28 protein-coding genes and 1 pseudogene are annotated in these 23,203 nt (G+C 62.5%); 15 read left to right on the forward strand and 14 right to left on the reverse strand.

Annotated elements, in window-relative coordinates:
- Window positions 1-68 precede the first annotated feature (68 nt).
- Complete coding sequence (locus tag NKH21_RS19975; protein ID WP_352666267.1) at window positions 69-800, forward strand: SGNH/GDSL hydrolase family protein; 732 nt, start codon at window positions 69-71, stop codon at window positions 798-800.
- 13 nt (window positions 801-813) lie between these two features.
- Here NKH21_RS19975 and NKH21_RS19980 read toward each other — a convergent pair whose 3' ends face one another.
- The gene (locus tag NKH21_RS19980; protein ID WP_008873884.1) at window positions 814-975 is read right to left on the reverse strand and encodes a hypothetical protein; all 162 of its coding nucleotides are present in this window, start codon (window positions 973-975) and stop codon (window positions 814-816) included.
- A 203-nt stretch (window positions 976-1,178) separates the two neighbouring features.
- Here NKH21_RS19980 and NKH21_RS19985 point away from each other — a divergent pair, with 203 nt between their 5' ends.
- The 3 genes from NKH21_RS19985 to NKH21_RS19995 all read left to right on the forward strand — a co-directional run bounded on the left by NKH21_RS19985 (window position 1,179) and on the right by NKH21_RS19995 (window position 2,633).
- Complete coding sequence (locus NKH21_RS19985; RefSeq protein ID WP_254816537.1) at window positions 1,179-1,346, forward strand: hypothetical protein; 168 nt, start codon at window positions 1,179-1,181, stop codon at window positions 1,344-1,346.
- 141 nt (window positions 1,347-1,487) lie between these two features.
- Window positions 1,488-1,895, forward strand: coding sequence for a hypothetical protein (locus NKH21_RS19990; RefSeq protein WP_352666268.1), 408 nt, complete (start codon window positions 1,488-1,490; stop codon window positions 1,893-1,895).
- Window positions 1,896-1,913: 18 nt separating this feature from the next.
- Window positions 1,914-2,633, forward strand: coding sequence for a helix-turn-helix transcriptional regulator (locus NKH21_RS19995; protein ID WP_023678491.1), 720 nt, complete (start codon window positions 1,914-1,916; stop codon window positions 2,631-2,633).
- A 61-nt stretch (window positions 2,634-2,694) separates the two neighbouring features.
- Here the strand turns inward: NKH21_RS19995 and NKH21_RS20000 are convergent, their stop codons facing one another.
- From NKH21_RS20000 to NKH21_RS20010, 3 genes are all read right to left on the reverse strand, one after another.
- Window positions 2,695-3,390 carry a DUF1013 domain-containing protein gene (locus NKH21_RS20000; RefSeq protein WP_292655650.1) on the reverse strand — a complete coding sequence of 232 codons (696 nt, stop codon included), beginning with the start codon at window positions 3,388-3,390 and terminating at the stop codon, window positions 2,695-2,697.
- A gap of 353 nt (window positions 3,391-3,743) precedes the next feature.
- Window positions 3,744-3,884 carry a DUF1127 domain-containing protein gene (locus tag NKH21_RS20005; protein ID WP_023678493.1) on the reverse strand — a complete coding sequence of 47 codons (141 nt, stop codon included), beginning with the start codon at window positions 3,882-3,884 and terminating at the stop codon, window positions 3,744-3,746.
- Window positions 3,885-4,048: 164 nt separating this feature from the next.
- Window positions 4,049-5,059: an NAD(P)H-quinone oxidoreductase gene (locus NKH21_RS20010; protein ID WP_352867083.1), complete on the reverse strand. Its 1,011-nt coding sequence runs from the start codon at window positions 5,057-5,059 to the stop codon at window positions 4,049-4,051.
- Between the two features lie 124 nt (window positions 5,060-5,183).
- On the opposite strand from NKH21_RS20010, the gene NKH21_RS20015 reads away from it, so the two are divergent.
- The 3 genes from NKH21_RS20015 to NKH21_RS20025 all read left to right on the forward strand — a co-directional run bounded on the left by NKH21_RS20015 (window position 5,184) and on the right by NKH21_RS20025 (window position 7,041).
- Entirely contained in the window at window positions 5,184-5,378 is a 195-nt protein-coding gene (locus NKH21_RS20015) for a DUF1192 domain-containing protein (protein WP_023678495.1), read from the forward strand.
- A gap of 96 nt (window positions 5,379-5,474) precedes the next feature.
- Window positions 5,475-6,722, forward strand: a complete 1,248-nt coding sequence (locus NKH21_RS20020) for an MFS transporter (RefSeq protein ID WP_352465767.1) — start codon at window positions 5,475-5,477, stop codon at window positions 6,720-6,722.
- Window positions 6,723-6,753: 31 nt separating this feature from the next.
- Window positions 6,754-7,041, forward strand: a complete 288-nt coding sequence (locus NKH21_RS20025; protein WP_023678497.1) for an ArsR/SmtB family transcription factor — start codon at window positions 6,754-6,756, stop codon at window positions 7,039-7,041.
- A 142-nt stretch (window positions 7,042-7,183) separates the two neighbouring features.
- On the opposite strand, the gene NKH21_RS20030 is transcribed toward NKH21_RS20025, so the two are convergent.
- Entirely contained in the window at window positions 7,184-7,840 is a 657-nt protein-coding gene (locus NKH21_RS20030; RefSeq protein WP_352666272.1) for a glutathione S-transferase family protein, read from the reverse strand.
- Between the two features lie 54 nt (window positions 7,841-7,894).
- Window positions 7,895-8,746 (reverse strand): alpha/beta fold hydrolase, encoded by an 852-nt coding sequence (locus tag NKH21_RS20035; protein ID WP_352666274.1) that lies wholly within the window; start codon window positions 8,744-8,746, stop codon window positions 7,895-7,897.
- Window positions 8,747-8,842: 96 nt separating this feature from the next.
- Between NKH21_RS20035 and NKH21_RS20040 the strand changes: the two genes are divergently transcribed.
- From NKH21_RS20040 to NKH21_RS20050, 3 genes and pseudogenes are all read left to right on the forward strand, one after another.
- On the forward strand, window positions 8,843-9,367 hold the full coding sequence (locus tag NKH21_RS20040) for a winged helix-turn-helix transcriptional regulator (RefSeq protein WP_352666276.1): 525 nt from the start codon (window positions 8,843-8,845) through the stop codon (window positions 9,365-9,367).
- A 76-nt stretch (window positions 9,368-9,443) separates the two neighbouring features.
- A complete protein-coding gene (locus NKH21_RS20045) occupies window positions 9,444-9,674 on the forward strand; it encodes a hypothetical protein (protein WP_023678501.1) in 231 nt (76 codons plus the stop codon).
- Between the two features lie 94 nt (window positions 9,675-9,768).
- Window positions 9,769-10,199, forward strand: a pseudogene (locus NKH21_RS20050) (GlcG/HbpS family heme-binding protein).
- Window positions 10,200-10,209: 10 nt separating this feature from the next.
- Here the strand turns inward: NKH21_RS20050 and NKH21_RS20055 are convergent.
- The 3 genes from NKH21_RS20055 to NKH21_RS20065 form a co-directional block, all read right to left on the reverse strand.
- Entirely contained in the window at window positions 10,210-10,611 is a 402-nt protein-coding gene (locus NKH21_RS20055; RefSeq protein WP_023720966.1) for a hypothetical protein, read from the reverse strand.
- Window positions 10,612-10,810: 199 nt separating this feature from the next.
- Window positions 10,811-10,993: a 50S ribosomal protein L32 gene (rpmF, locus tag NKH21_RS20060; protein WP_006203806.1), complete on the reverse strand. Its 183-nt coding sequence runs from the start codon at window positions 10,991-10,993 to the stop codon at window positions 10,811-10,813.
- 139 nt (window positions 10,994-11,132) lie between these two features.
- Window positions 11,133-11,891: a biosynthetic peptidoglycan transglycosylase gene (locus NKH21_RS20065; protein ID WP_352540340.1), complete on the reverse strand. Its 759-nt coding sequence runs from the start codon at window positions 11,889-11,891 to the stop codon at window positions 11,133-11,135.
- Between the two features lie 97 nt (window positions 11,892-11,988).
- Between NKH21_RS20065 and NKH21_RS20070 the strand changes: the two genes are divergently transcribed.
- Window positions 11,989-12,888, forward strand: coding sequence for a polyprenyl synthetase family protein (locus tag NKH21_RS20070; RefSeq protein WP_473600023.1), 900 nt, complete (start codon window positions 11,989-11,991; stop codon window positions 12,886-12,888).
- A gap of 168 nt (window positions 12,889-13,056) precedes the next feature.
- Here the strand turns inward: NKH21_RS20070 and NKH21_RS20075 are convergent, their stop codons facing one another.
- The 3 genes from NKH21_RS20075 to tkt form a co-directional block, all read right to left on the reverse strand.
- On the reverse strand, window positions 13,057-14,946 hold the full coding sequence (locus NKH21_RS20075; protein WP_352666279.1) for a potassium/proton antiporter: 1,890 nt from the start codon (window positions 14,944-14,946) through the stop codon (window positions 13,057-13,059).
- A 216-nt stretch (window positions 14,947-15,162) separates the two neighbouring features.
- Window positions 15,163-16,173, reverse strand: a complete 1,011-nt coding sequence (gap, locus tag NKH21_RS20080; protein WP_352465773.1) for a type I glyceraldehyde-3-phosphate dehydrogenase — start codon at window positions 16,171-16,173, stop codon at window positions 15,163-15,165.
- Between the two features lie 158 nt (window positions 16,174-16,331).
- The gene (gene tkt / locus NKH21_RS20085; RefSeq protein WP_352666281.1) at window positions 16,332-18,323 is read right to left on the reverse strand and encodes a transketolase; all 1,992 of its coding nucleotides are present in this window, start codon (window positions 18,321-18,323) and stop codon (window positions 16,332-16,334) included.
- Window positions 18,324-18,583: 260 nt separating this feature from the next.
- Between tkt and NKH21_RS20090 the strand changes: the two genes are divergently transcribed.
- The 4 genes from NKH21_RS20090 to NKH21_RS20105 all read left to right on the forward strand — a co-directional run bounded on the left by NKH21_RS20090 (window position 18,584) and on the right by NKH21_RS20105 (window position 21,083).
- Complete coding sequence (locus NKH21_RS20090) at window positions 18,584-18,856, forward strand: DUF4164 domain-containing protein (protein ID WP_006200774.1); 273 nt, start codon at window positions 18,584-18,586, stop codon at window positions 18,854-18,856.
- A 4-nt stretch (window positions 18,857-18,860) separates the two neighbouring features.
- Window positions 18,861-19,226, forward strand: a complete 366-nt coding sequence (locus NKH21_RS20095; protein WP_292655609.1) for a cell division protein ZapA — start codon at window positions 18,861-18,863, stop codon at window positions 19,224-19,226.
- Window positions 19,227-19,400: 174 nt separating this feature from the next.
- Window positions 19,401-20,060, forward strand: a complete 660-nt coding sequence (locus NKH21_RS20100) for a peroxiredoxin (protein ID WP_352666282.1) — start codon at window positions 19,401-19,403, stop codon at window positions 20,058-20,060.
- 150 nt (window positions 20,061-20,210) lie between these two features.
- Window positions 20,211-21,083 (forward strand): MBL fold metallo-hydrolase, encoded by an 873-nt coding sequence (locus tag NKH21_RS20105; RefSeq protein ID WP_352867091.1) that lies wholly within the window; start codon window positions 20,211-20,213, stop codon window positions 21,081-21,083.
- Between the two features lie 186 nt (window positions 21,084-21,269).
- Here NKH21_RS20105 and NKH21_RS20110 read toward each other — a convergent pair whose 3' ends face one another.
- Both NKH21_RS20110 and rpoH read right to left on the reverse strand, forming a co-directional pair.
- The gene (locus NKH21_RS20110; protein WP_352867093.1) at window positions 21,270-21,779 is read right to left on the reverse strand and encodes a hypothetical protein; all 510 of its coding nucleotides are present in this window, start codon (window positions 21,777-21,779) and stop codon (window positions 21,270-21,272) included.
- Window positions 21,780-22,129: 350 nt separating this feature from the next.
- Window positions 22,130-23,041 (reverse strand): RNA polymerase sigma factor RpoH, encoded by a 912-nt coding sequence (gene rpoH / locus NKH21_RS20115; protein WP_023720954.1) that lies wholly within the window; start codon window positions 23,039-23,041, stop codon window positions 22,130-22,132.
- Between the last annotated feature and the right edge of the window lie 162 nt (window positions 23,042-23,203).

Consider the following 23,203-nt stretch of genomic DNA (forward strand, 5'->3'; position numbering starts at 1 on the left):
GCAAGGTCGTTCACCTTCAGTACAACATGCGCTAAGTGCTGTTCGCTATGCCCTAAAAGGGACTTGCCATGCGGCGCTTTCCGACCCTTCTCACCTGGTTCGCCTTTCCGGTCTATGTCTGGCAAGGACTTGGCGTGCGTCGCCGCACCACCCGCATGCTGCCGGCACAAGGTCCGGTCATGCACGAGATATCTGGCCTGGCGCCAGCAATCTCGGTTCTGGTGCTTGGCGATTCCTCCGCCGCCTCGGTAGGCATTGGCAATTCCGAAAACGGATTGGCCGCGCAACTCGCCGTTCTGATTGCGCAACGCACCGGCCGCACCGTGCGCTGGCGGGCGGCTGGCTTCAGCTCGGCAACCTCTGGCCAGATCCGCGATCATGTGCTGCCCAATCTATCGGCCGATCCGTGGACGCATATCGTGCTGGCCATCGGCACCAACGACACCAAGAATTTTCATTCGGTACCGCGCTTCAAGCGCGAGTTTGGCGGCCTGCTCTACGCGCTGCGCGCCAAATGGCCGGAGGCGCGCGTCGTGTGGTCGCCGGTGCTGGAGTTCACCCGGGCGCCGGCAATGCCGCCGCTGCTCGGGAAGATCCTCGAAATCCGCGCCGTCGAAATGAACCGGATGGGCGAGCGCCTTTGCCTCGAGCGCGGCGCCATACCGGCGCCCCGCCTGCCGATCACCGATGCCGAGGCCGGCTTTGCGTCGGATGGATTTCATGCTTCGGAAGCCGGCTACCGGGCCTGGGCGGAACATCTGGTCAGCCTGGTGCTCGCCAACGAACCGGGCGTCGCGTAGCGGGCCGCCGGCACTACGTCCAGTGCCCGAGCACCGCCGTGATCGAAATCGCCGCCATCGCCAGCAGCGCCAGCTTCCAGAAATCGCTGCGCCGCTTCAGTCCGGGCCAGCCGAGCGGCTTGATCAGCTGGATGACCATCATGGCGATGATGACGAGCGCGAGAAGTTTCGACATGCCGCCTTTGATCAGCATCGCGGCTGGCTGTCAAAGCGGCTCCGCGATCGCCGTCTTTCCACTGCGGCCCGCCTCTTTTCAGCGCTGGCTGGTCACCTCGGTGGACAAATCGGAATGCCGGTCACGAGAGCTGCACCCTCCTGACAGACTGCTGTCAGCAGGGGTGTGCGATAGTGCCTGCATCGAAAGAGAGGAGACCAGCGATGAACGGTTTTACCATTCTGCGTAGCGTGCAGCACTATGTCGGCAAGATCCGGACGATGCGCAACGAGATCCGCACCCAGCGTTTCATGAATACCCTGCCGGCAGACATCCGCAAGGATATTGGTTGGCCGGACATGTATGGCGACCGCCGCAATGGCGGCAATTGAGGCAAGCTTTCTGCGTGGCGTTTGGATGCGACCTAGCAACGAGCTGAAATGGGCATGCTGAAGCCTCCTGACAGTATGGTGTCAGGAGGCTCGTGCCATAGTGCGATGGCTGCCGGAGACGGATGGCCGAGAGGACGATCGATGAAAAGCTGGAACGACAGGCTGAACACGCCTGGCATCAACGGCATAAAACCGTCGCCACGCACCATCGGCGACGTCGTCGAAGGCCAGCCGATGCTCGTTCCTACAGCTCGCCAGGTCGATGCATTCATCCGCCCCATCCCCGAAGGCATGGAAATGGATATCCGCGCTTTGCGCACCGCTCTCGCCATCGAGCACGGTGCCGAGGTGACATGTCCGGTCACCATCGGCTATCATCTGAGCACCGTCGACGAGGCCGCCAACGAGGATCTTGAGCGCGGCATGGCGCTGAGCGACATTGCGCCGTTCTGGCGAGTGCTCGACGCAAGCACGCCGATAACGAGAAAACTGTCCTTCGGCGCGGCCTTCGTTGCCGCGCAGCGCAAGAGCGAAGGGCTGAAACGATAGACGCCGAGGGACCATACGATGCGCCGCGCCGACAGGCTCTTCCAGATCGTGCAGCATCTGCGTGGTGGCCGTCTGGTCACCGCCCAGAAGCTGGGCACGTGGCTCGAGGTTTCCGAGCGGACGATCTATCGCGACATCGCCGACCTGCAGTCGACCGGCGTGCCGATCGACGGCGAGGCTGGTGTCGGCTACATGATGAGGGAGGGTTTCGACCTTCCGCCGCTGATGTTCACGCGTGACGAGATCGTCGCGCTGGTCGCCGGCGCCCGCATGGTGCGCGCCTTTGGCGGCGCGGCCATGGCGCGAGCCGCCGACGAGGCGCTGGTCAAGATCGGCGCCGTGTTGCCCGACGCCGAAAAGGACCGCATCGCCCGTACCGAGATCCACACGCCGATGTGGGTGGTAAGCGATGCCGCCCGCGAAGCCATCGACCTGATCGAGCGGTCCATCGAGAAACGTCAGGTGCTGACCATCGACTATTCGGATGAGGCCGGCCGCAGCACCGCGCGCGACATCCGCCCGCTCGGCCTGTGGTTCTGGGGCAAGGTGTGGACCTTGGTCGCCTGGTGCGAGATGCGCGGCGATTTCCGCGCCTTCCGCATCGACCGCATCGCCTCGGTGGTCATCGCCGGCCGCACCTTCAAGCCGGAGCGCGGCAAGCAGCTCGCCGATTTCTACCGCGCGGTGGAACGCAGCGAGGACTACGGCATGGCGCCGGACCGGGCGGCGCGAAGCTGACACGGAAGATCACAAAAAAAAGCCCGCTTGAAAGCGGGCTTTTTTGTTGTGGATGCGAGACCTACTCCTCTTCGTCGGCGTCCTTGTCCTTCGACTTCAGCGCCGAAAGCTTGGCGAAGACGGCGTTGGCGTCGAGTTCGCGGTCCTCGTCCTTCGGCTTTTCCGGCGCCGGCACCAGCCGTTCGGTCAAGGCGGCCGGCAGCAGCGTATCGCCGACCGGCTGCGCCTGCTCGCGGCCGCGCGAGGCGCGGTTGATTTCCATGTCGAGGTCGATCTGCGACGTCAGGCCGAGTGTCACCGGATCCATCGGCTGGAGATTGGCGGAGTTCCAGTGCTTTCTGTCGCGGATCTGGTCGATTGTCGACTTCGTCGTGCCGACAAGGCGGGCAATCTGCGCATCCTTGAGCTCGGGATGGTTGCGCACCAGCCAGAGGATGGCGTTGGGCCGGTCCTGGCGCTTCGACAGCGGCGTATAGCGCGGACCCTTGCGCTTGGATTCCGGCACCCGCACCTTGGGATCGGAGAGCTTCAGCCGGTGGTTCGGGTCCTTCTCGGCGCGCGCGATCTCGTCGCGAGTGAGCTGGCCGGTCATGATCGGGTCCATGCCCTTGATGCCTTGCGCCGACTCGCCGTCGGCGATCGCCTTGACTTCAAGCGGATGCAGTCCGCAGAACTGCGCGATCTGCTCGAAGGAAAGCGCTGTGTTGTCAACCAGCCAGACGGCGGTCGCCTTTGGCATCAGCAGCGTATTGGCCATTACAAAAATCCTTCTCGTTCGCCCGCGTTCCCGCGCGGGCGGTGGTTTAGAGCCACCAAAATGGGAAAATCGCGGTCTATATAACCGCTCGCTCGCCGTTTCGCAATGATTTTGGCAGGCGCGCGCCAAGGACGGCACGGCACCGCGACCGGCAGACCGCGAAGGGTCGGCAGATGACGCCATGCAATCGGAGCTTCAAAAAGACAAAGCCCGCCAGACCAAGGTCGGGCGGGCTCGGAACCGGCGACGGAAATCCGTCTGCTGCGGCTCTGGCTTCTAAGGCTTGATCCCGAACCGCGGCTCGGCGTTGCGGAAAAGCAGCGCCCGGTCTTTGGGCGGGATCGTCCTCGAGATCAAAGCCCTTTGCGGGCGATTCTTTCGATATCGCCGCGGTTGATGCCGAGGTCGTTGAGCTGACGAGCGTTCAGCCGGTTCAGTTCGCGCACGGTTTCGTTGTACATGCGCCAGTTACGGAAAGCGCGGATCGGGTTCATGGTAGTCCTCCATTTCGTTGGATCATTCGTTTCGATGACGCGTAAATAGGCATCGCTGCTCAGGAATTGAACAGACGCTTTTGCATGGCCGCAATGCGTTTGTTGCATTGCAGCATTAAGCTTTCGTTCAGCCTGTTGGGGCGTGCGTCTCGGACGATACGTTCCTAGCCGACGTCGAGCACGATCTTGCCGATATGTTCGCCGTCTTCCATCCGCTCATGCGCCCGCCAGGCCTCCTTGAGCGGGAAGATCATATCCATGACGGGCGCCACCTTGCGGCTGCCGAGCAACGGCCACACCTGCGCCTCGAGTGCTGCGGCGATTGCCGCCTTGAATTCGACGGTGCGCGGCCTGAGCGTCGAGCCGGTGTGGACGAGCCGCTTGACCATGAGTTTCGAGAAATCGGCGCTGGCAACCGCCCCGCCCTGCGTGGCGATCTGAACGATGCGGCCTTCCAGCGCCGCAGCCTCGTAGTTTCGCGCGACATAATCGCCGCCGACCATGTCGAGGATGACATTGGCGCCCTTGCCGCCGGTCGCCTCCTTTACCGCGGCGACGAAGTCCTCCTCGCGGTAGTTGATCGCCCGGTCGGCGCCGAGCTTGAGGCAGGCTTCGCATTTCTCCTTGCTGCCGGCGGTGGTGATGACATAGGCGCCGAAAGCGGCAGCAAGCTGGATCGCCGTGGTGCCGATACCCGACGAGCCGCCATGCACGAGCAGCGTCTCGCCGCTCTTCAGGCCGCCGCGCTCGAAGACATTGTGCCAAATAGTGAAGTAGTTTTCCGGCAGCGCCGCCGCTTCGGTGTAGGTAAAGCCGGGGGGCAGCGGCAGCACGCTGCCGGCATGAACCTTGACATATTCGGCATAGCCGCCGCCCGCCGTCAGCGCGCAGACCCGGTCGCCGACGCGCCAGCGCGATATCTCGTCACCAAGGGCAGCGACTTCGCCTGCCGCTTCCAGGCCCGGCAGATCCGACGCTCCCGGCGGTGGCGGATAGGCGCCCTTGCGCTGCTGCACGTCCGGCCGGTTGACGCCGGCGGCCCGCACCCGGATCAGGATCTCGCCGGGACCGGGAACCGGTACGTCGCGGGTTTCCGGTTTCAGCACCCGCGGCCCGCCCGGTTCCGATATGGCGATCGCCATCATCTTCGCCGGAATTTTCTGTGCGTTCGCCATGAATTTTCCCGTCGTGCTTCGCCGGTTTCTTGTGCCAGCTCTTGCCGGCCATTTGCATCCATACCCTTGCCCTATGTATGCTCATTGGCAAATCAGGCAAATGGGCAATCACGGAGGAGCGACGATGGCGATCTTCGACGACGAACCCAAGAAGAAAGCGCGCCCGCACGAGATCGGGCAGGATCTGTCGCTGCTTTCCGTCGATGAATTGTCCGAGCGGATCGGCATCCTGCGTGACGAGATTGCCCGGCTGGAAGCCGAGCTCAAGACCAAGGGCTCCACCAAGTCGGCGGCAGAGGCGCTGTTTCGCCGCGGATAGTACTGCGGGTAATTCCAAAAGCTCGGGCACGCCGCCGAAAAGCCCGAATGCCGCTGTCTCCAGACTTGTGCCCCAAACCCCCAGCCGGATTGAAAAATGTTCGCAAGCTACAGACCGATCCTCTCGCTGCTGCGCGGCACCGCGTTCCTGCTGGCGGCATCTGGGCTGCATGGGCTGCTGTTGCCGCTGCGCGGTCAGGTGGAGGGCTTCTCGACGGCATCGCTCGGCCTGATGGGCACGGCTTGGGCTGGCGGCTTCGTCACCGGCTGCTTCTTTGCGCCACGCATCGTGCGCCGCGCCGGTCATGTCAGGGCTTTCGGTGCCTTTGCCGCATCGGGAGCGATCGTCGCATTGCTCACCGGCCTGATCATCGACGAATATACCTGGATCCTGCTGCGCGCCTTCACCGGCTTCACCATGGCGGGCGCCTTCATGGTCATCGAAAGCTGGCTCAACGAGAAAGCCACCAACGAAAACCGCGGCACCGTCTTCGGTCTCTATATGATGGTCACCTATGCCTCGATCATGGGCGGTCAGATGATCGTTGCCGGCGGCGATGTGAAATCGGCGTCGCTGTTCATGATCACTGGCATTCTGTTCTGCCTGTCGCTGATCCCGACGGCGGTCTCGACGGCGTCGCACCCCAAGCCGCTGCAGGACGTGTCGCTCGACGTCAAAGGGCTCTACATCAATTCGCCGGTATCGGCGATCGCCTGCGTGCTGATCGGCATCGCCAACGGCGCCTGGGGTACGCTTGGTGCCGTCTATGGAGCGCGCATCGGCATCTCGACAGCCGAGATCGCGCTGATGATGAGCCTGGTGGTCATTGCCGGCGCCGCCATGCAGCTTCCGGCCGGGCGGCTCTCCGACACGACGGACCGTCGTTTTGTGCTGGCGGGCGCGGCTTTCGGCGCTGCGCTGTTCGCCATCGCCATCTTCCTGTTCGAACCGCGCTCCGGCGTCTTCGTCATCGTCTGCACCGCCGCCTACGGCGCCTTCGCCTACACGCTCTATTCGATCGCGGTGGCGCATGCCAATGACCATGCGCGCTCGGAGGACTTCGTCAAAGTGTCGGGCGGCCTGCTGCTGCTTTATGGCTTCGGCACGATGATCGGTCCACTGGTGGCCGCCGGCCTGATGGGCTGGATGCGTCCCGAGGGGCTGTTCCTGGCCACTGCGCTCGCACATCTCAGCCTGGCCGGCTATACGCTGCTGCGCATCAGCCGTCGCGCGCCGGTGCCGATCGAAGGCCGCGATGCCTTCAAGACCCAGCCGGCCGATCGTTCGGTGACGCCGGAAGCGTTGCGGCTCGACCCGCGCAGAAAAGCTGAAACCGACGGTTGAGATTCGGGGCGCTTTGCCCCACAAATAAGGCATGATGCTTTCCGACGCCTTCATGGCGATTGCCGATCCCAACCGGCGCCATCTCTTGGAAGAGCTCCGGCGCGGACCGAAGACCGTCAACGAATTGGCATCCGGCTTGCCGGTGTCCCGCCCGGCCGTTTCGCAGCACCTGAAGGTCCTGCTTGATGCCGGGCTGGTCAACGCCAAGCCGGAAGGCACCAGGCGCGTCTATACGGTCAGCAATGCCGGCTTCCTGAAGCTCAACATCTGGCTCGACCAGTTCTGGGATGCGGAGCAGCTCGGTTCACCCGGAAGCTGAGGGGCGTCGTCAGCGCGTCGAGCAACTATGCAGCATCGGGCCTAGAGCAATTCCAGGAAAGTGTGAAACGGCTTTCCGTCCGGAATTGCGCAAAAACAAAGAGATAGAGCGGTTCGGCGTTTCCGTGAAACGATGAACCACTCTAGCCATTGTTGTAGGGGAAGAGCTTGAAATAAGGCTGCGCTTCCTCGATCACACGGGCAATCGACGGGCGTTGCAGCAACCGGTCGTGATAGCGCCTGACCGCAGGATATTCGTCTCCGAACGGCTCGACCTTGTTGGCGTAGAACAGCGCGGGGGCGGCAGCGCAGTCGGCCATGGTGAAGCTCGCACCCACCGCCCATGTCCTCGACGGCATGTCCTGTTCAATGACGGCGTAGGAGCTGCGCAGCTGGGTGCGCGCCTGCTCGACGCCGAACGGATCGGTCTTGCCCTCCGGCCGCAGCCGGTCGCCGACGATCTTCTGCATCGGTTCCTGGACGTAGAAGTCATAGAAGCGGTCGGCGAGCCGGGTCTGGCGAGCGAGATCGAGATCGGCGGGGATCAGTTCGACCGGCCCAGGATAATACGCGTTGAGATATTCGATGACGATCGTCGATTCCGGCACGGTCCGATCCAGCGCTTCATCACGCAGTACCGGCATCTTGCCGAGCGGCCACAATTTCAGGAACGCCGCGCGCGACTGTTCATTGCCGAGATCGACAACGACGGATGTGAATGGCGTGCCGTTTTCATAGAGCGCGATCAGCGGCTTCCAGCAGAAGGAGGCCAGTGGATGAAGATGCATAGTCAGGGACATGTTTGTCGTTCCTTGGGTGGCTCGTCTCGCGGAAATTCGGTGTCGGGTCGGGTACTATTTGGCCTGGCTGTGGGTCACGATGGCATCGATGATCGCGGCCCAGTCGTCGGGATGCAGCTCGTGGCCGCCGCTCTCGATCCGGAGCAGCCTTGCACCGGCGACCGCGTCGGCAAGAGCGGCGCCATGCTCGACTGGAAAGATGGGATCGTCGGTGCCGTGGATAACGAGGAGCGGGATTTTCATGTCGCGCAGCCGACCCGTCCAGTCCTCGCCGCTCCCATCTTCGCCACTCTTGAGCATGAAATGATTGGTCGCACTTAGAAAACCGCCGGACCGGTCATAATCCTGTTCGACGAAAGCTCGCGTTCGCTGCTCGTCGAAAGAGTGCGCGGCACCGGTGAGCGCATGTGCGTCCTTGACGATGAAATCGACCACTTGGCCACGGTCCGACCAGTCGACCTTGGCGCCTTCGGCCGAGTGTTTCCTATAGGCCTCGGTGGTTCCGGGCAGATGCGAAGTATCGATGCCCAGGGGCGAGCTGCTGATCACCGTCAGCGAAGTGACGCGCGACGGGTATTTCAACGCAACGAGCTGCGCGATCATGCCGCCCATCGACATGCCGACCACATGCGCCTTTCGGATTCCATGGTCGTCAAGGACGCGGATGGCATCGTCCGCCATGTCGTCGAATGTATAAGGCGGCTCGCTCGGCGCGTATTTGGTCGAACGGCCGGTATCGCGATTGTCATAGCGGATCACGAAGCGACCTTCGCCGGCCAGCTTCCGGCAAAACGCTTCGGGCCACCAGAGCATGGAAGCCATGGCGCCCATGATCAACAATACCGCCGGATGGGCCGGATCGCCGAAGGTCTGGGATACGATTTCGGGGTGTTCGGCGTTTTTCATGGCTTTCCTCCTTCGGCTTCCAATCCGATTGCATTTCGCAATCAGTTGCACGATAGTAAAACCGATACGATAATGCAACCGGTTTTGGAGATTCGCATGAACATCGATCGTCGGTCCGGATGCCCCATCAACCTGTCGCTCGAAGTGTTCGGCGACCGGTGGAGCCTGATCATCCTTCGCGACATCATCTTCGGCGGCAGACGCCACTTTCGCGAACTGCTCAACGGCTCGATGGAGGGCATCGCCTCCAACATCCTCGCCGACCGGCTGAAGCGGCTGATGGAGCTCGGCATGCTGACCAAGGCGGATGATCCCTCCCACAAGCAGAAGGTGATCTACAGTCTGACCGAAATGGCGATCACGCTGGTGCCGATCCTGGCGCATCTCGGCGCCTGGGGCCGGGTCTGGCTGCCGGTCAGCGAAGAGCTCTCTATCCGTGCCGAGCTTCTGGAAAAAGGCGGCCCGCCGATGTGGGATAAGTTCATGAACGAGTTGCGCCACGAGCATCTGGGTGCGTCTCCTGCGCCATCCGAGCCCACCGTCCGCGCGACTTTGCAGGCCGGATACGATGCGGTGATCGCCCGCAACGCGCGGGGCATCGGCTGCGATCTGGCGCCATGACCAACATATTTTCCCAATTGCGGGCTGGCTCTGCTATCAAGGGGCTGAAGATAATTCACGGGATTGGATAACGCTCTTGGTCGAGAACTCTAAGGACACTGCCCGTGCGCGGGCCGATTTGCGGTTCAAGAAACAGGAAGAGGCAGCCACGGTCCGCCAGAAGGCGATGGCGGAATATGTCGCCGAGAGCGACGCTCGCCAAGCCAAGACCAACAAGCTGCGGGCGCTGCGCCTCGCCAAGGAAGCGGAAGACCTAGCCAATGCGCCTCCCGCCCCGGTGAAGAAGCCTCGCGCCAAGAAAAAATAAACCGGCGCTCCCAGACGCATGCTTCATTTCGCACACGAAACAGTTCACCGGGATGTTTCTGCCGGTTGATAACTGGCGCGTTTAGGAGACCGGCATGACCGCACTGACGCTCGACAAAGCCCTTGAAATCATCGCCGCCGCCTTTGCCAAGGGTGCCGAGCTCAAGCTCAGGCCGCTTGGCGTCTCGGTGCTCGACGCCGGCGCCCATCTGGTCGCGTTCCAGCGTCAGGACGGCGCCTCGTTCCTGCGTCCGCAAATGTCGGCCGGTAAGGCCTATGGCGCACTCGGTATCGGCATGGGCTCGCGCCGGGTGGAAGCTTTCGCCAGGGAGCGCCCGCATCTGATCGCCGGCATCTCCGACGTGTCGGGCGGGCGCATCCTGGCGGTCGTCGGCGGCGTGCTGATCCGGACGAGGCTGGTACGATCATCGGCGCGGTCGGTATTTCCGGCGATACGTCCGACAATGACGAAACGGCAGCCATCGCCGGCATCGAGGCGGCTGGCTTTAGCGCCGACCCGGGCTGAGCCGGGATCCTTAATTCATGTTGATGTCGCGGCTGGCCGACCGCATCGACACCGAAAAGCCGGCCAGCACATCGATCAGCGCTATGACCATCAGTGTGAAGAAAACGGAATGGGCGGCGCCCTTCACCAGCAGGAACTCGACCAGATAGGCCACAAAGACGAAGGTCGACAAAAGGTGGTCCATGATCGAGGCATTTGTCGTGCGCGTCGATTTCACCACTTCGACGAACAAGAAGATCAGTGCGATCAGCACGATGAGATCGCCGAGGGTCATAGAGAACACGCCACCCGACATCATCCGGACCGAAAACATTTCGGTCGCCCACGGATCGTCGCCGCTGCCGAATATTCCCAGAAGCCCGAGATTGTACAGGATGAAAGGCACGATCAGCAGCGGGATGGCACCGAACATGTGGCGGCTCCGGTTGGACTGATCTTTGTAGAGTGCGCCCGGCGTTCGTCGTCAAGAATTTTCGTGCGGCCGATAAACACGGACAAAGACGGCGTGAAACAACAATGTCAGGCCCGACTGATATGATCGGTTGTCGCAAACGCAAAAAGACCGGCCAATGGCCGGTCGTTTCGCAACCCATAAACCGTCGAAAGCTCTCTCAGCTTTCCTTCGGCTCCAGAACCTGGCGACCGCGATACATGCCGGTCTTCAGGTCGATATGGTGCGGACGGCGCATCTCGCCGGAGTTCTTGTCCTCGACATAGGTCGGGGCCTTCAGTGCGTCGGCAGAACGGCGCATGCCGCGCTTCGACGGAGAGGTTTTTCGTTTCGGAACGGCCATGGATATGCTCCACTACATGGTCAAAACGCCCCGGCGGCCCTCGTGAAAGGGCCACATCAGGGGCCGGAATCTGAGAAAGTCGGGTGCCTATACACGCCCGACGGCGTTTTGGCCAGCGTCGCCGTGTTTTTTTTTGACACTATCGCAGGCAACCGACGTAGGCGCCTGCGCGGCCTGCGCGCCGTTCGATCAATGCGGCAAGCCGCCTCAGTCCCGGCCCAGGCTTTGCCGGATTGCGCACGATCGGATTCGGCAAGGTGACGGCAAGCAGCGCTGCCTGCCGGCGCGACAGCTGTTTTGCCGAGACGCCGAAATGATGCTGGGCGGCGGCCTCGATGCCGTAGATGCCCGGTCCCCATTCGGCGATGTTGAGGTAGATCTCCATGATCCGCCGTTTCGACAGCACCGCATCGAAATAGACGGCCAGCGGCAGTTCGACGACCTTACGGACCGAGCCCAACGGCCGCGACCATAGATAAAGGTTCTTTACCGTCTGCATGGTGATGGTCGAGGCGCCACGCGTCATCTCGCCGGCAAGCGCATCGTCAACGACGCCGCGCAACTCGCCCAGATCGACGCCGCGATGGAAACAGAACTGCCCGTCCTCCGACATGATGACCGAATATGCCAGCACCGGCGCGACATCGTCGATGGAAACCCAGCGCCGATCGTAGCCGGAAAACGTCGCCAGGTCCTTCAGCATCAATGTCGACACCGGATGCACGAATGACGGCAGGTACAGGAAGGTCAGCACCACCGGCACCAGCGCCAGCACGACGGCGACGGCGATGCCGCGCCGGACCCAGCGTTGAAGACCGATGCGGCTGCCGCGTCTCGGTCTCGCCATGTCCAACCCTTCGGTTTCGTGATCGACGATCGGTTCCGCCAAGCCACCCAATCCGCGCTGCTCCCTGCCCCCGGCATAATGGCGCTTGGCTTCTTGCGCAACGTCTGAGTGTCGGCTACCGCTCCCGACCATGACGAAAGACGACCAAATGGCATTCGAAGCTGCACTTATTGCCCGGGCAGTTCCGCTCGAGGCGCTGCTGAGGCGATTGCTCGACGGACGGACGCTTTCAGGCGAGGTCGCGCGGCCCGAACGCCTGATGGCGGCCATGCGACATGGCGTGCTGAACGGCGGCAAACGACTGCGTCCCTTCTTGGTCATGGAAAGTGCTGCACTATTTTCAGCCGACGGCGAGGCGGCGCTGCGCGTCGCGGCGGCGCTCGAATGCGTGCACTGCTATTCGCTCATCCATGACGATCTGCCGGCCATGGACGACGACGATCTGCGCCGCGGCCAGCCGACTGTACACAGGGCTTTCGATGAGGCGACCGCCATTCTTGCGGGCGACGCCTTATTGACGCTTGCTTTCGACATCCTTGCCGACGATGCGACAATGCTGCCGGCCGAGCGTAGGGCAGGGTTGGTGCTGGCTCTGGCCCGCGCCGCCGGGGCGGGAAGCATGGTCGGCGGCCAGATGCTCGATCTCGAGGCCGAACAAGGCCGGCCGGACGAGGCCGGCATCATCCGGCTGCAGGCGATGAAAACCGGTGCGCTGATCCGCTTTGCCTGCGAAGCGGGCGCTATCCTTGCCGGTGCGCCGTCGGGCGACCGCGAAAGGTTGGCCGAATTTGGTTCCGCGATCGGGCTTGCTTTTCAACTTGCCGACGATCTGCTCGACCTGACCGCCGACGCGCATCAGATGGGCAAGGCGACCGGCAAGGATGCCGCGGCCGGCAAGGCGACGCTGGTCGCGCTGCACGGACCGGGCTGGGCGCGGGACCAGCTCCATGGCCTCGTCGATCAGGCTCATGCGCTGCTCGAGCCCTATGGCGAACAAGCCGCGCTTCTGAAACAGGCGGCGGAGTTCGTCGCGGCCCGCAACAATTAAAGCGCCCCTATGGCGCGCCGGAGAATTGGCGACTGATCGGCCGGATGCCCTCGCAGCCGACCGATCGGGATCATTTCCGGCGATGTCGGACCACATCGGCCCGCCACGCCAGTTGCCGAGCCATTCTTCAGCCTCGCGGCCGGGTTCCGCGGCTCGGGTGGACAGCGGTCAGCCTTCGCCAGTTGTCTTTTCCACCACGGGCGGCCGAACCGGTTCCAGCTCGGCCGCCGCCTCGGCCGCCTGCGCCTCGGCTGGCTTGCGCCGGTTGCGGATGAACGCGGCAATGCGGTCGCGGATTTCACCGGCGCTGAGGAATACCGGAACGCGCGCCACCGGGGCGGTCGGCTCAAAGGACAGGCCAAGGCCGGTGATCCTGCCCTTGTCGTCGACGTCGCGAACGATCAGCTCGATCGGACCGAGCAGCACGCGGTCGGCGTATTCGGCGTGGCCGCCGAGCCGCGTAGTAACCAGGTCGCCAATGCTGAGCTTGCGCTCCGCTTCGGTCAGGCCCGGCGCATAGGCGGTCTCCAGTTCCTCGGCGGAGCGTGACGGATCGACGGCGAAGGCCCCGAAGAAATCCGCGTCCTCGGGATCGACCACGGCACGGCTGGCGAACAGCTTGTCGAGCAGGCGCGGATAGCGGTCCGGCACGAAGATGTAGACATGGTCGCCGGCCGCCAGCCGGCCCATGTCCTGGAAGCGCATCGAGCGTCCGTCGCGCAACACCAGCGACGGCCGCGCCCAGCGCGGAATGCGTTCGCCGCGCGCGACCGGGCTACCAGGTGCCACGCGATAGGCGAGAAGCTCATGATGGGCGGAGCCCGGCAGTTCCAATTCGACCTTGTCGAGCGGTCCCAGCCGAGCCGGCACGATAAGGCCGAGGCGGCGTGCCAGCGGCCCGACGGTCCATCCCTGGATGATCAGCGAGACCAGCACGATGATAAAGGCGGTGTTGAAGATGAGGCGACCGTTCTCAAGGCCGCCGAGCAGCGGCGTGATGGCAAGCAGGATCGACACGGCGCCACGCAGGCCGACCCATGAGACGAAGGCGACTTCCGGGCGTGGCAGACGAAATGGCACCAGGCAGAGCCAGACCGCGATTGGCCGTGCCACAAATATCAGGAACAGGCCGAGCAGAACTGCCGGCACCAGGATCGCCGGAAATTGCGAAGGCGTCGCGAACAGGCCGAGGATCAGGAACATGATGATCTGCGCCAGCCACGACATGCCGTCCTGGAAGCGCTTGAGGATGGTGACGGCCCGGATATCGGAATTGCCGGCGATCAAGCCTGCGAGATAGACCGCCAGGAAGCCGGATCCGCCGACGGCGCCGGCGGCAGCAAACACCATCAGCGACAGCGTCAGCACGAAGATCGGCAGCAGGCCGTGATCGAGATTGAGGCGATCGACAAGGCGCACGATGGCCATGCCGCCGAGAATGCCGATGACCGCGCCGAGCCCCATGTTGACAAGGAAGCCGACGGCAAGATCGGCGACCAGCACCTTGGCCTCGGGGTGGGTGTTGGCGGCGATGACCTCGACCAGCGTGATGGTCAGGAAGATGGCGATCGGGTCATTGGTGCCGGATTCCACCTCGAGCGTGGACCGCACGCGCTCGCGCAAATTGATCTCGCCGGCGCGCAGCAGGAAGAACACCGCCGCGGCGTCGGTCGAGGCGACAGCGGCACCGAGCAGGAAGGATTCCAGCCAGGTCAGGTCGAGCAGATAATAGGCGGCGGCGCCGAACAGGCCGGTGGTCAAAAGGACGCCGAATGTGGCCAGCGACAGCGCCGGCCCGGCCGCCTGCCGCAAGGCGTTGAGCGGCGTGCCGAAGCCGGAATCGAAAAGGATGACCGCCAGCGCCAATGAGCCGGCAAAATAAGCAACTCGGGCATTGTCGAAATGGATGCCGAGACCGTCGGTTCCGGTGGCGAGGCCGATGCAGAGAAACAGCAGCAGGAGAGGGGCGCCGAAGCGGAAGGCGATCAGGCTCGAAAACGCGGCGGCAACGACAAGTGCTGCCCCAACGAGCGTCACCAGATAGATACCATGCTCCATTCGTTGGTCGCCCCTAGTCGATATGCTCAGGCATCACGGGAGAGTGGGGCGAAGACATGGCCGCTGCAAGGCAGCAGCGTGGCTTTTTGCCCCACGCTGCCGATCGTCGAAAGTTTTGGCACCCGAGCAGCGGAGCGTGCCTCGGCGGTTCGTGCTGCAACGAAAAACGCCCGGACTGAGCCGGGCGTCTTCCACGTCGAAAAGATGGTTCTGCGATCAGGCGATGGTCTTGCCGAAGGCGACGGCGGTATCGCCCATGCGGTTGGAAAAGCCCCACTCGTTGTCGTACCACGACAGCACCGAAACGAAGTTGCCGTCCATGACCTTGGTCTGGTCGAGCGCCACGATCGAGGAATGCGGATCGTGGTTGAAGTCGATCGAAACATTGGGGTGACGGGTAACGGCGAGGATGCCCTTCAGCTTGCCGTTCGAGGCAGTGATCACCGCGTCGTTGATTTCCTGGACGGTGGTCGGCCGCTTGGCGATGAACTTGAAATCGACGAGCGAGACGTTCGGGGTCGGCACGCGGATGGAGATGCCGTCGAGCTTGCCCTTGAGCTCGGGCAGTACCAGGCCGATGGCCTTGGCGGCACCGGTCGAGGTCGGAATCTGCGACAGCGCGGCGGCGCGGGCGCGGTAGAGGTCCTTGTGCATGGTGTCCAGCGTCGGCTGGTCGCCGGTGTAGGAATGGATCGTCGTCATCATGCCCTTCTCGATGCCGACCGCCTCATTCAGTACGGCCGCCAGCGGCGCCAGGCAGTTGGTGGTGCAGGAGGCGTTCGAGATGACGATGTGGTCCTTGGTCAGCTTGTCATGGTTGATGCCATAGACGACGGTGAGATCGGCGCCCTCTGCCGGAGCGGAGACGAGAACGCGCTTGGCACCGGCGGTCAGATGGGCGACGGCCTTGTCGCGGGCGGTGAAGATGCCGGTGCATTCGAGTGCGATGTCGATGCCAAGCTCCTTCCAGGGCAGTTGCGTCGGATCCTTGATCGCGGTGACTTTGAATTTTTCCTTGCCGACGATGATCTGGTCGCCGTCAACCGTCACCTCATGCGGAAAGCGGCCATGCACGCTGTCGAAGCGCAGCAGATGCGCGTTGGTCTCGACCGGGCCGAGATCGTTGACCGCGACGACGTCGATATCCTTGCGGCCTGATTCATGGATGGCGCGCAGGATGTTGCGGCCGATGCGGCCGAATCCGTTGATGGCAACTCTGACGGTCATTGTTCTCTCCCTGGGAGTTGGAGGCCGAAGATCAAGTCCGCAGCTTCATAACGGCGGACGGGCAAAGAATCCAGCCGCCGAGGCACGGATTTAAATCGATTAGTGCTCCACCGCCCGGCAAAACCGCTATGCCAGCCTTTGCCGGGCGGGGCTCACTTTCATTTGCCGTGCAGACGGGCTTCCGCCGCCTTCACCGTTACCTCGGCGGTGATGCCGAAATGCGGGTAGAGCTGTTCGATGGTGCCGGAGGCGCCGAAGCCGGTCATGCCGACAAAGATGCCGTCGGTTCCGATGAAGTGATCCCAGCCCTGACGGATGCCGGCTTCGATGGCAATCTTGAGCGGCGCATTGCCGATCGTCCTGCTGCGATAGTCGGCGCTCTGCTTGTCGAACAATTCGAAGCACGGCACCGAGACGACGCGGGTCGCGTGGCCGTGCTTTTCCAAGGCCTCGCGGGCGGCCAGCGCGATCTCCACCTCCGAGCCCGAAGCGAAGATCGTCACCGCCGCCTCGCCACTGGCGGCGACAAGTTCATAGGCGCCGCGGCTGGAGAGGTTTTCCGCAACGAAGTCGTTGCGTACCGTCGGCAGGTTCTGCCGGGTCAACGCCAATGTCGAAGGCGTCTTTTCCGACTCAATGGCCAACTGCCAGCATTCAGCGGTTTCCACCGCGTCGGCCGGGCGGAAGACATTGTGGTTCGGAATGGCGCGAAGTGCTGCCAGATGCTCGACCGGCTGATGGGTCGGGCCGTCTTCGCCAAGGCCGATGGAATCATGGGTCATGACGAAGATCGAGCGGATGCCCATCAGCGAAGCAAGCCGCATCGCCGGACGGGCATAATCGGAAAAGCACATGAAAGTGCCGCCATAGGCGATAATGCCGCCATGCAATGTCAGCCCGTTGAGTGCGGCCGCCATGCCGTGCTCGCGAACGCCGTAGTGGACGTAGCGCTGGCCGTAATCGTCGGCGGTGATGTTCTTGGTTTGGCTGGTCTTGGTGTTGTTGGAGCCGGTCAAATCGGCCGAGCCGCCGATGGTTTCGGGCACGGCGCCGTTGATGACCTCGAGCGCCATTTCCGATGACTTACGTGTGGCAACCTTCGGCTTGTCGGCGGCGAGCTTCTTCTTGTAATCGCCAATGACGGCATCGAAGTTGGCCGGCAGCGTGCCACTGATGCGGCGTTCGAACTCTGCGCGCAATTTGCCGTCGGCCTTGGCAAGGCGGCCTTCCCAGTCGGTGCGTGCCTTGACGCCGGTCCGGCCGGCGGTACGCCACGCATCGAGGATGTCGGCCGGAACCTCGAACGGCGGATAATCCCAGCCGAAGAATTTTCTGGCGCCGGCGATTTCCTCGGCGCCGAGCGGCGAGCCATGCGCCTTGTTGGTGCCGGCCTTGGTCGGCGCGCCGAAGCCGATCGTCGTCTTGCAGGCAATCATCGTCGGCTTGTCGGAGTGGCGGGCCGCCTCGATGGCATAGGCGATCGCTTCCGGGTCCTGGCCGTCGATATGGCTGGCATTCCAGCCGGACGCCTGGAAGCGGGCAACCTGATCGGTGTTGTCGGCCAGCGACACCGGGCCATCGATCGAGATGTTGTTGTTGTCCCAGAAGACGATCAGCTTGTTCAGCTTCAGATGTCCGGCAAGCGCAATGGCTTCCTGGGATACGCCTTCCATCAGGCAGCCGTCACCGGCCAGGACATAGGTGTAGTGGTCGACGAGATCGTTGCCGAAAGCGGCATTCATGATGCGCTCGCCGAGCGCGAAGCCGACCGAATTGGCAAGGCCCTGGCCGAGTGGGCCTGTCGTCGTCTCGATGCCCGCGGCATGGCCGTATTCCGGGTGGCCCGCCGTCCTCGACCCCAATTGGCGGAACTGCTTGATCTGGTCGATGGTGATGTCTTCGTAGCCGGTCAGATAGAGCAGTGAGTAAAGCAGCATCGAGCCGTGACCTGCCGAAAGGATAAAGCGGTCGCGGTCCGGCCAATGCGGGTTCTTCGGATCGTATTTGAGAAAGCGGGTGAACAGCACCGTGGCGATGTCGGCGCAGCCCATGGGCAGTCCGGGGTGGCCGGAATTTGCCTTCTCGACGGCGTCCATGGCGAGAAAACGGATCGCATTGGCCATCCGGTCATGTTGTTCGCGCGAGGTCATGCTTCCTCCAAAATGGGGGTTTGGGCCTTGGGAAAGCCCTTGAAAAGGGTGCGCGACACATAGCAGGCGCGGCCTTTTAGTCAACAAATCGGTGTGCTTTTGCCGGTCTTGTGATGGCCATGCGCGACTTACATTAGCGTTAGCAGGGGACAGTCGCGACAGCTTTATTGACGGGCGGTTCACACGGCGCGTAATGTTTCAGGGATAACGCGTTCTGAACGTGGATGATTCGGTGATGGGCAGGGCGCAGGACGAAAGCCATGACCGGGGAAACGACCCTCAAGGAAGTCATTGCCAGGCTGGGTAAGGCCATCGAAGGGCTGGAAAACGCCGTCGCGGCCAAGCTCGAGCACGAGCGGGACTATTCGGAAGCCGAGGCCGAAGTGCAGCGGATGAACGCCGACCGTTCGCGGCTGGCGCAGGAACTCGACAACTCCGAGGCCCGCGCCGAACGGCTGGAAGATGCCAACAAGGAAGTATCGCGAAGGCTGGTGACAGCCATGGAAACCATCCGCGCGGTACTGGACAGGTAGGCCAATGGCACAAGTCACGGTTTCCATCGACGGCAAGCAGTATCGTATGGCCTGCGACGAGGGCCAGGAAGAGCATCTGATCGATCTTGCCGAGCGCTTCGACCGCTATGTCTCGCATCTGAAGGATTCTTTTGGCGAGATCGGCGACCAGCGGCTGACCGTGATGGCCGGCATCATGGTCATGGATGAGCTTTCAGAACTGCAAAAGCGGGTCAAGGGCATGGAAAGCGAAGTGCTGACGCTGCGCAAGACGCGCGACGACGCACTGACCAAGGCCGACAAGAACGATTCCGTGCTGACCGGGGCGCTTGGCGCGTTGGCCCAGCGCATGGAAGACCTGGCGACGACGCTGGCAGTGAGCAAGGCCTGAGCCAGCGCAGCGAAGATTCCTGCTGCATTTGCCGAGAAGCAATGAAAATATTTCGCCGCCGGCCTTGATGCCGGCGCAACAGCCGTTTGAAGGATGACGCCGGAGTGGTAGAAAGGCAAAAGCAGCGCCGGTCAACGCCGGCTGCGATCTGCACTCACAAGGTAGGGACACGCCATGAGCCTTCGTATCAACGACATCGCACCGGACTTCACCGCCGAGACCACGCAAGGGCCGATCAGCTTCCATGAATGGATCGGCGACGGCTGGGCGGTATTGTTCAGCCATCCGAAGAACTTTACGCCGGTTTGCACGACCGAACTCGGCACGATGGCCGGGCTCGAAGGCGAGTTCAGGAAGCGCAACGTCAAGATCATCGGCATCTCGGTCGATCCCGTCGAAAGCCATGAGAAGTGGCAGAACGACATCAAGACCGCGACCGGCCATTCGGTGAACTATCCGCTGATCGGCGACAAGGATCTCAAGGTCGCCAAGCTTTACGAGATGCTGCCGGCGGGTGCCGGCGACAGCTCGGAAGGCCGCACGCCCGCCGACAATGCCACGGTGCGTTCGGTCTACGTCATCGGGCCCGACAAGAAGATCAAGCTGGTTCTCACCTACCCGATGACGACGGGCCGCAACTTCGACGAAATCCTGCGCGCCATCGATTCCATGCAGCTGACAGCCAAGCACCAGGTGGCGACACCGGCGAACTGGAAGCAGGGCGAGGACGTCATCATCACCGCTGCCGTCTCGAATGAGGATGCCATCAAGCGCTTCGGTGCCTATGAGACAATCCTGCCATATCTCAGGAAAACCAAGCAGCCTTCTGCCTAAGCCGGCAGAGGCGGCACAGAGAATTTTTGGTTTTCCTGGCCGTGTGAGCATGAGGTGCTTGACGATGCCTGGTTGACGGACAACCATGCCTTTAATTTGCCGTGGCAGAGAAAATCCTTCCTGCCGTGGTGGGGGGCGAAGGAGGCTGGATTGGACGCATTATCGGCCAGGTCGCAGGTCACCGGCTTCTATGACAAGCCGAGCGGGTCCGTCCAGTATGTGGTCGCCGACATGGCGACCCGCAAATGCGCCATCATCGATCCGGTGCTCGACTTCGACGAAAGGTCCGGTGCAACGGCGACGAAAAACGCCGACGCCCTGCTCGATTTCGTCAGGGAAAGCGGGCTGGAGGTCGAGTGGATCCTCGACACGCATCCGCATGCCGATCATTTCTCCGCCGCCCATTATCTGAGGGGGAGAACCGGAGCGCCGACGGCAATCGGCGAGAGGATCGTCGACGTCCAGAAATTGTGGAAGGTGATCTACAACTGGCCGGAATTCCCCGCCGACGGTTCGCAGTGGGACAGGCTGTTCGCCGACGGCGCGACTTTTTCGGTCGGCGGCCTTCCGGCAAGAGTGCTGTTTTCGCCGGGCCACACACTGGCCTCGATCACTTACGTCATCGGCGACGCCGCCTTCATCCACGACACGCTGTTCATGCCGGACAGCGGCACCGCAAGGGCAGACTTTCCCGGCGGCAGCGCCGAGCGGCTCTGGCACTCGATCCAGGACATCCTGGCACTGCCGGACGAGACACGTCTGTTCGTCGGTCACGACTACCAGCCGGGTGACCGCGAAGCGCGCTGGGAAAGCACGGTCGCGGAGCAGAAAGCCGGCAACACCCATGTTGCCAGCTGCAAGACGGAAGCCGACTTCGTCGCGCTCCGCCAAGCCCGCGACAGGACGTTGCCGATGCCGCGGCTGATCCTGCACGCGCTGCAGGTCAATATGAATGGCGGACGCCTGCCGGAACCGGAACCCAACGGGCGGCGCTACCTGAAGTTTCCGCTCGATTGCCTGTGAGGGGATGGGTCGCTGGCACTACAGTGCTATTCAAACTCGGCGCCCGCTCATCGTTCAAGGTCATCCAAGTTATTGATCCTGATTCGATTTTTGCGATGTGTGAATCCGGTCGGTCACCATAGGGGAGAAGGTGGGGGCAGCCGGGTGAGGAGCGGCGCAGACGCCGGCTAAGTGTTTAGTCCAGCGTCAGGGTTTTGTTCGGCGGGCTAAATGTTCATACGTGATTTGCCAAGGGTCGCTCTCGGAAGACCTTTCCTCGCCGATCCAATGGAAGCTGTTGGCAGTGATCTCAGTGAAACGCCATCGAGTTTGCAGACCGCGCGAGTCATTGCCGAGCTGGACAATGTCCTTACCCTCGGCCCGGCCGATCTGGCGCGAGTGATCCCGGTTGAGCGGGTCGCTCCATATGATATGCCAGCCATCGATCCCAGGATCGAAGATGCGCAAGGTCGTGCCATACATCGTCGACTGTGCAGGGCGCTTGGGCCTGATCCAAACGTCCTGAATCGCGCGGCCTTCGAGCACCCAGCCAAAATGGCATTCGCCATCCCATTTCTGGATTGTGCCGTCGTCGAGATAGTGGACCGTGTCCATGTCCCAGCTTCCAATTAGCCATCCATACAGGGCCATGTCTTTTGCTCGGTCGGCTGGCGGACCTTCGGATACGAGAGCGGCCAGAAACGGAGAAATGGTCATCGTCACACTGCCTTTGTTTCCGAACAGATGAGTTCAACTGCCCGGCGCGGCCCGGCGGGCCCGTTGTCGACCGTCTGAGCAAGCGCCGCCGTGAAATTTTGCGACGGAAGCCCGTGTCGGCGCCGGAACATTGTCGCCACAGCTTGCAGCGTTGCGGTTTCCAGGGCTTGGGGAAAATTGCGATAATGCCGCTATCAATGAGATCGCCTGCAGACACGATGGCGAGGCTACTGAGCAGTTTATGGCAGCGGATCGGACATCCGCGAAGGCGCCGCGGAACTGGCAACCCTCTAAAAAAACGGCGGCGCCAGGTATGTGGCGCCGCCGTTATTCGTTTCTATCTGAAGGCTTTACGCTGCCGGCTGCGCCTCGATGGTGCGCAGCGCCTGCATCTGGCGCTTGGCTGCGGCCTTGACCGCGTCCTGCACCTTCTCGAAGGCGCGCACCTCGATCTGGCGCACGCGCTCGCGGCTGATATCGAACTCGGCCGACAGCTCTTCAAGCGTCAACGGCTCATCGGCGAGGCGGCGCGCCTCGAAGATGCGGCGTTCGCGGTCGTTGAGCACGGCAAGAGCGCCCGACAGCATGCCGCGCCGGTTTTCCAGCTCGTCCTGCTCGATCAGCATCTCTTCCTGGCTTTCGTGGTCGTCGACCAGCCAGTCCTGCCATTCGCCGGATTCGCCTTCGCTGGCCCGGATGGGCGCATTGAGCGAGGCGTCGCCCGACAGACGGCGGTTCATCGACACAACTTCCGCTTCCGAGACGTTCAGCCGGGTGGCGATCTCGGTGATCTGATCGGGCTTCAAATCGCCTTCGTCGAGCGCCTGGATCTTGCCCTTCACCTTGCGCAGGTTGAAGAACAGGCGCTTCTGGTTGGCGGTGGTGCCCATCTTGACCAGGCTCCACGAGCGCAGGATGTACTCCTGGATCGAGGCCTTGATCCACCACATCGCATAGGTGGCAAGACGGAAGCCGCGCTCCGGTTCGAATTTCTTGACGGCCTGCATCAGGCCGACATTGCCTTCCGAGATCACCTCGCCGATCGGCAGGCCATAGCCGCGATAGCCCATGGCGATCTTGGCGACGAGCCGAAGGTGGCTGGTGACGAGCTTATGCGCAGCCGTGGTGTCCTCATGCTCGGCGTAGCGCTTGGCGAGCATGTACTCTTCCTGCGGCTGAAGCATCGGAAAGCGGCGGATTTCTTCCAGGTAGCGGCTGAGACCGCCTTCGCCGGAAACGATACTGGGTAATGACTGGGCCATGATAGCGCCCCCTCTCTATTGGAGTGATGCCCCCGAAACGCGGCGGGCATGTGGCGCGAATGCCAAAGGCACATTCGCGCCAACCGACATATATAGGAACAAAACCAGAAAGACAGGCATTTGTTCAACACGAAACAGTGTGTCACGTTGAAGTGAACAACG

The sequence above is a fragment of the Mesorhizobium sp. M1329 genome (genome assembly GCF_040318035.1).
Taxonomy (GTDB): Bacteria; Pseudomonadota; Alphaproteobacteria; order Rhizobiales; family Rhizobiaceae; genus Mesorhizobium.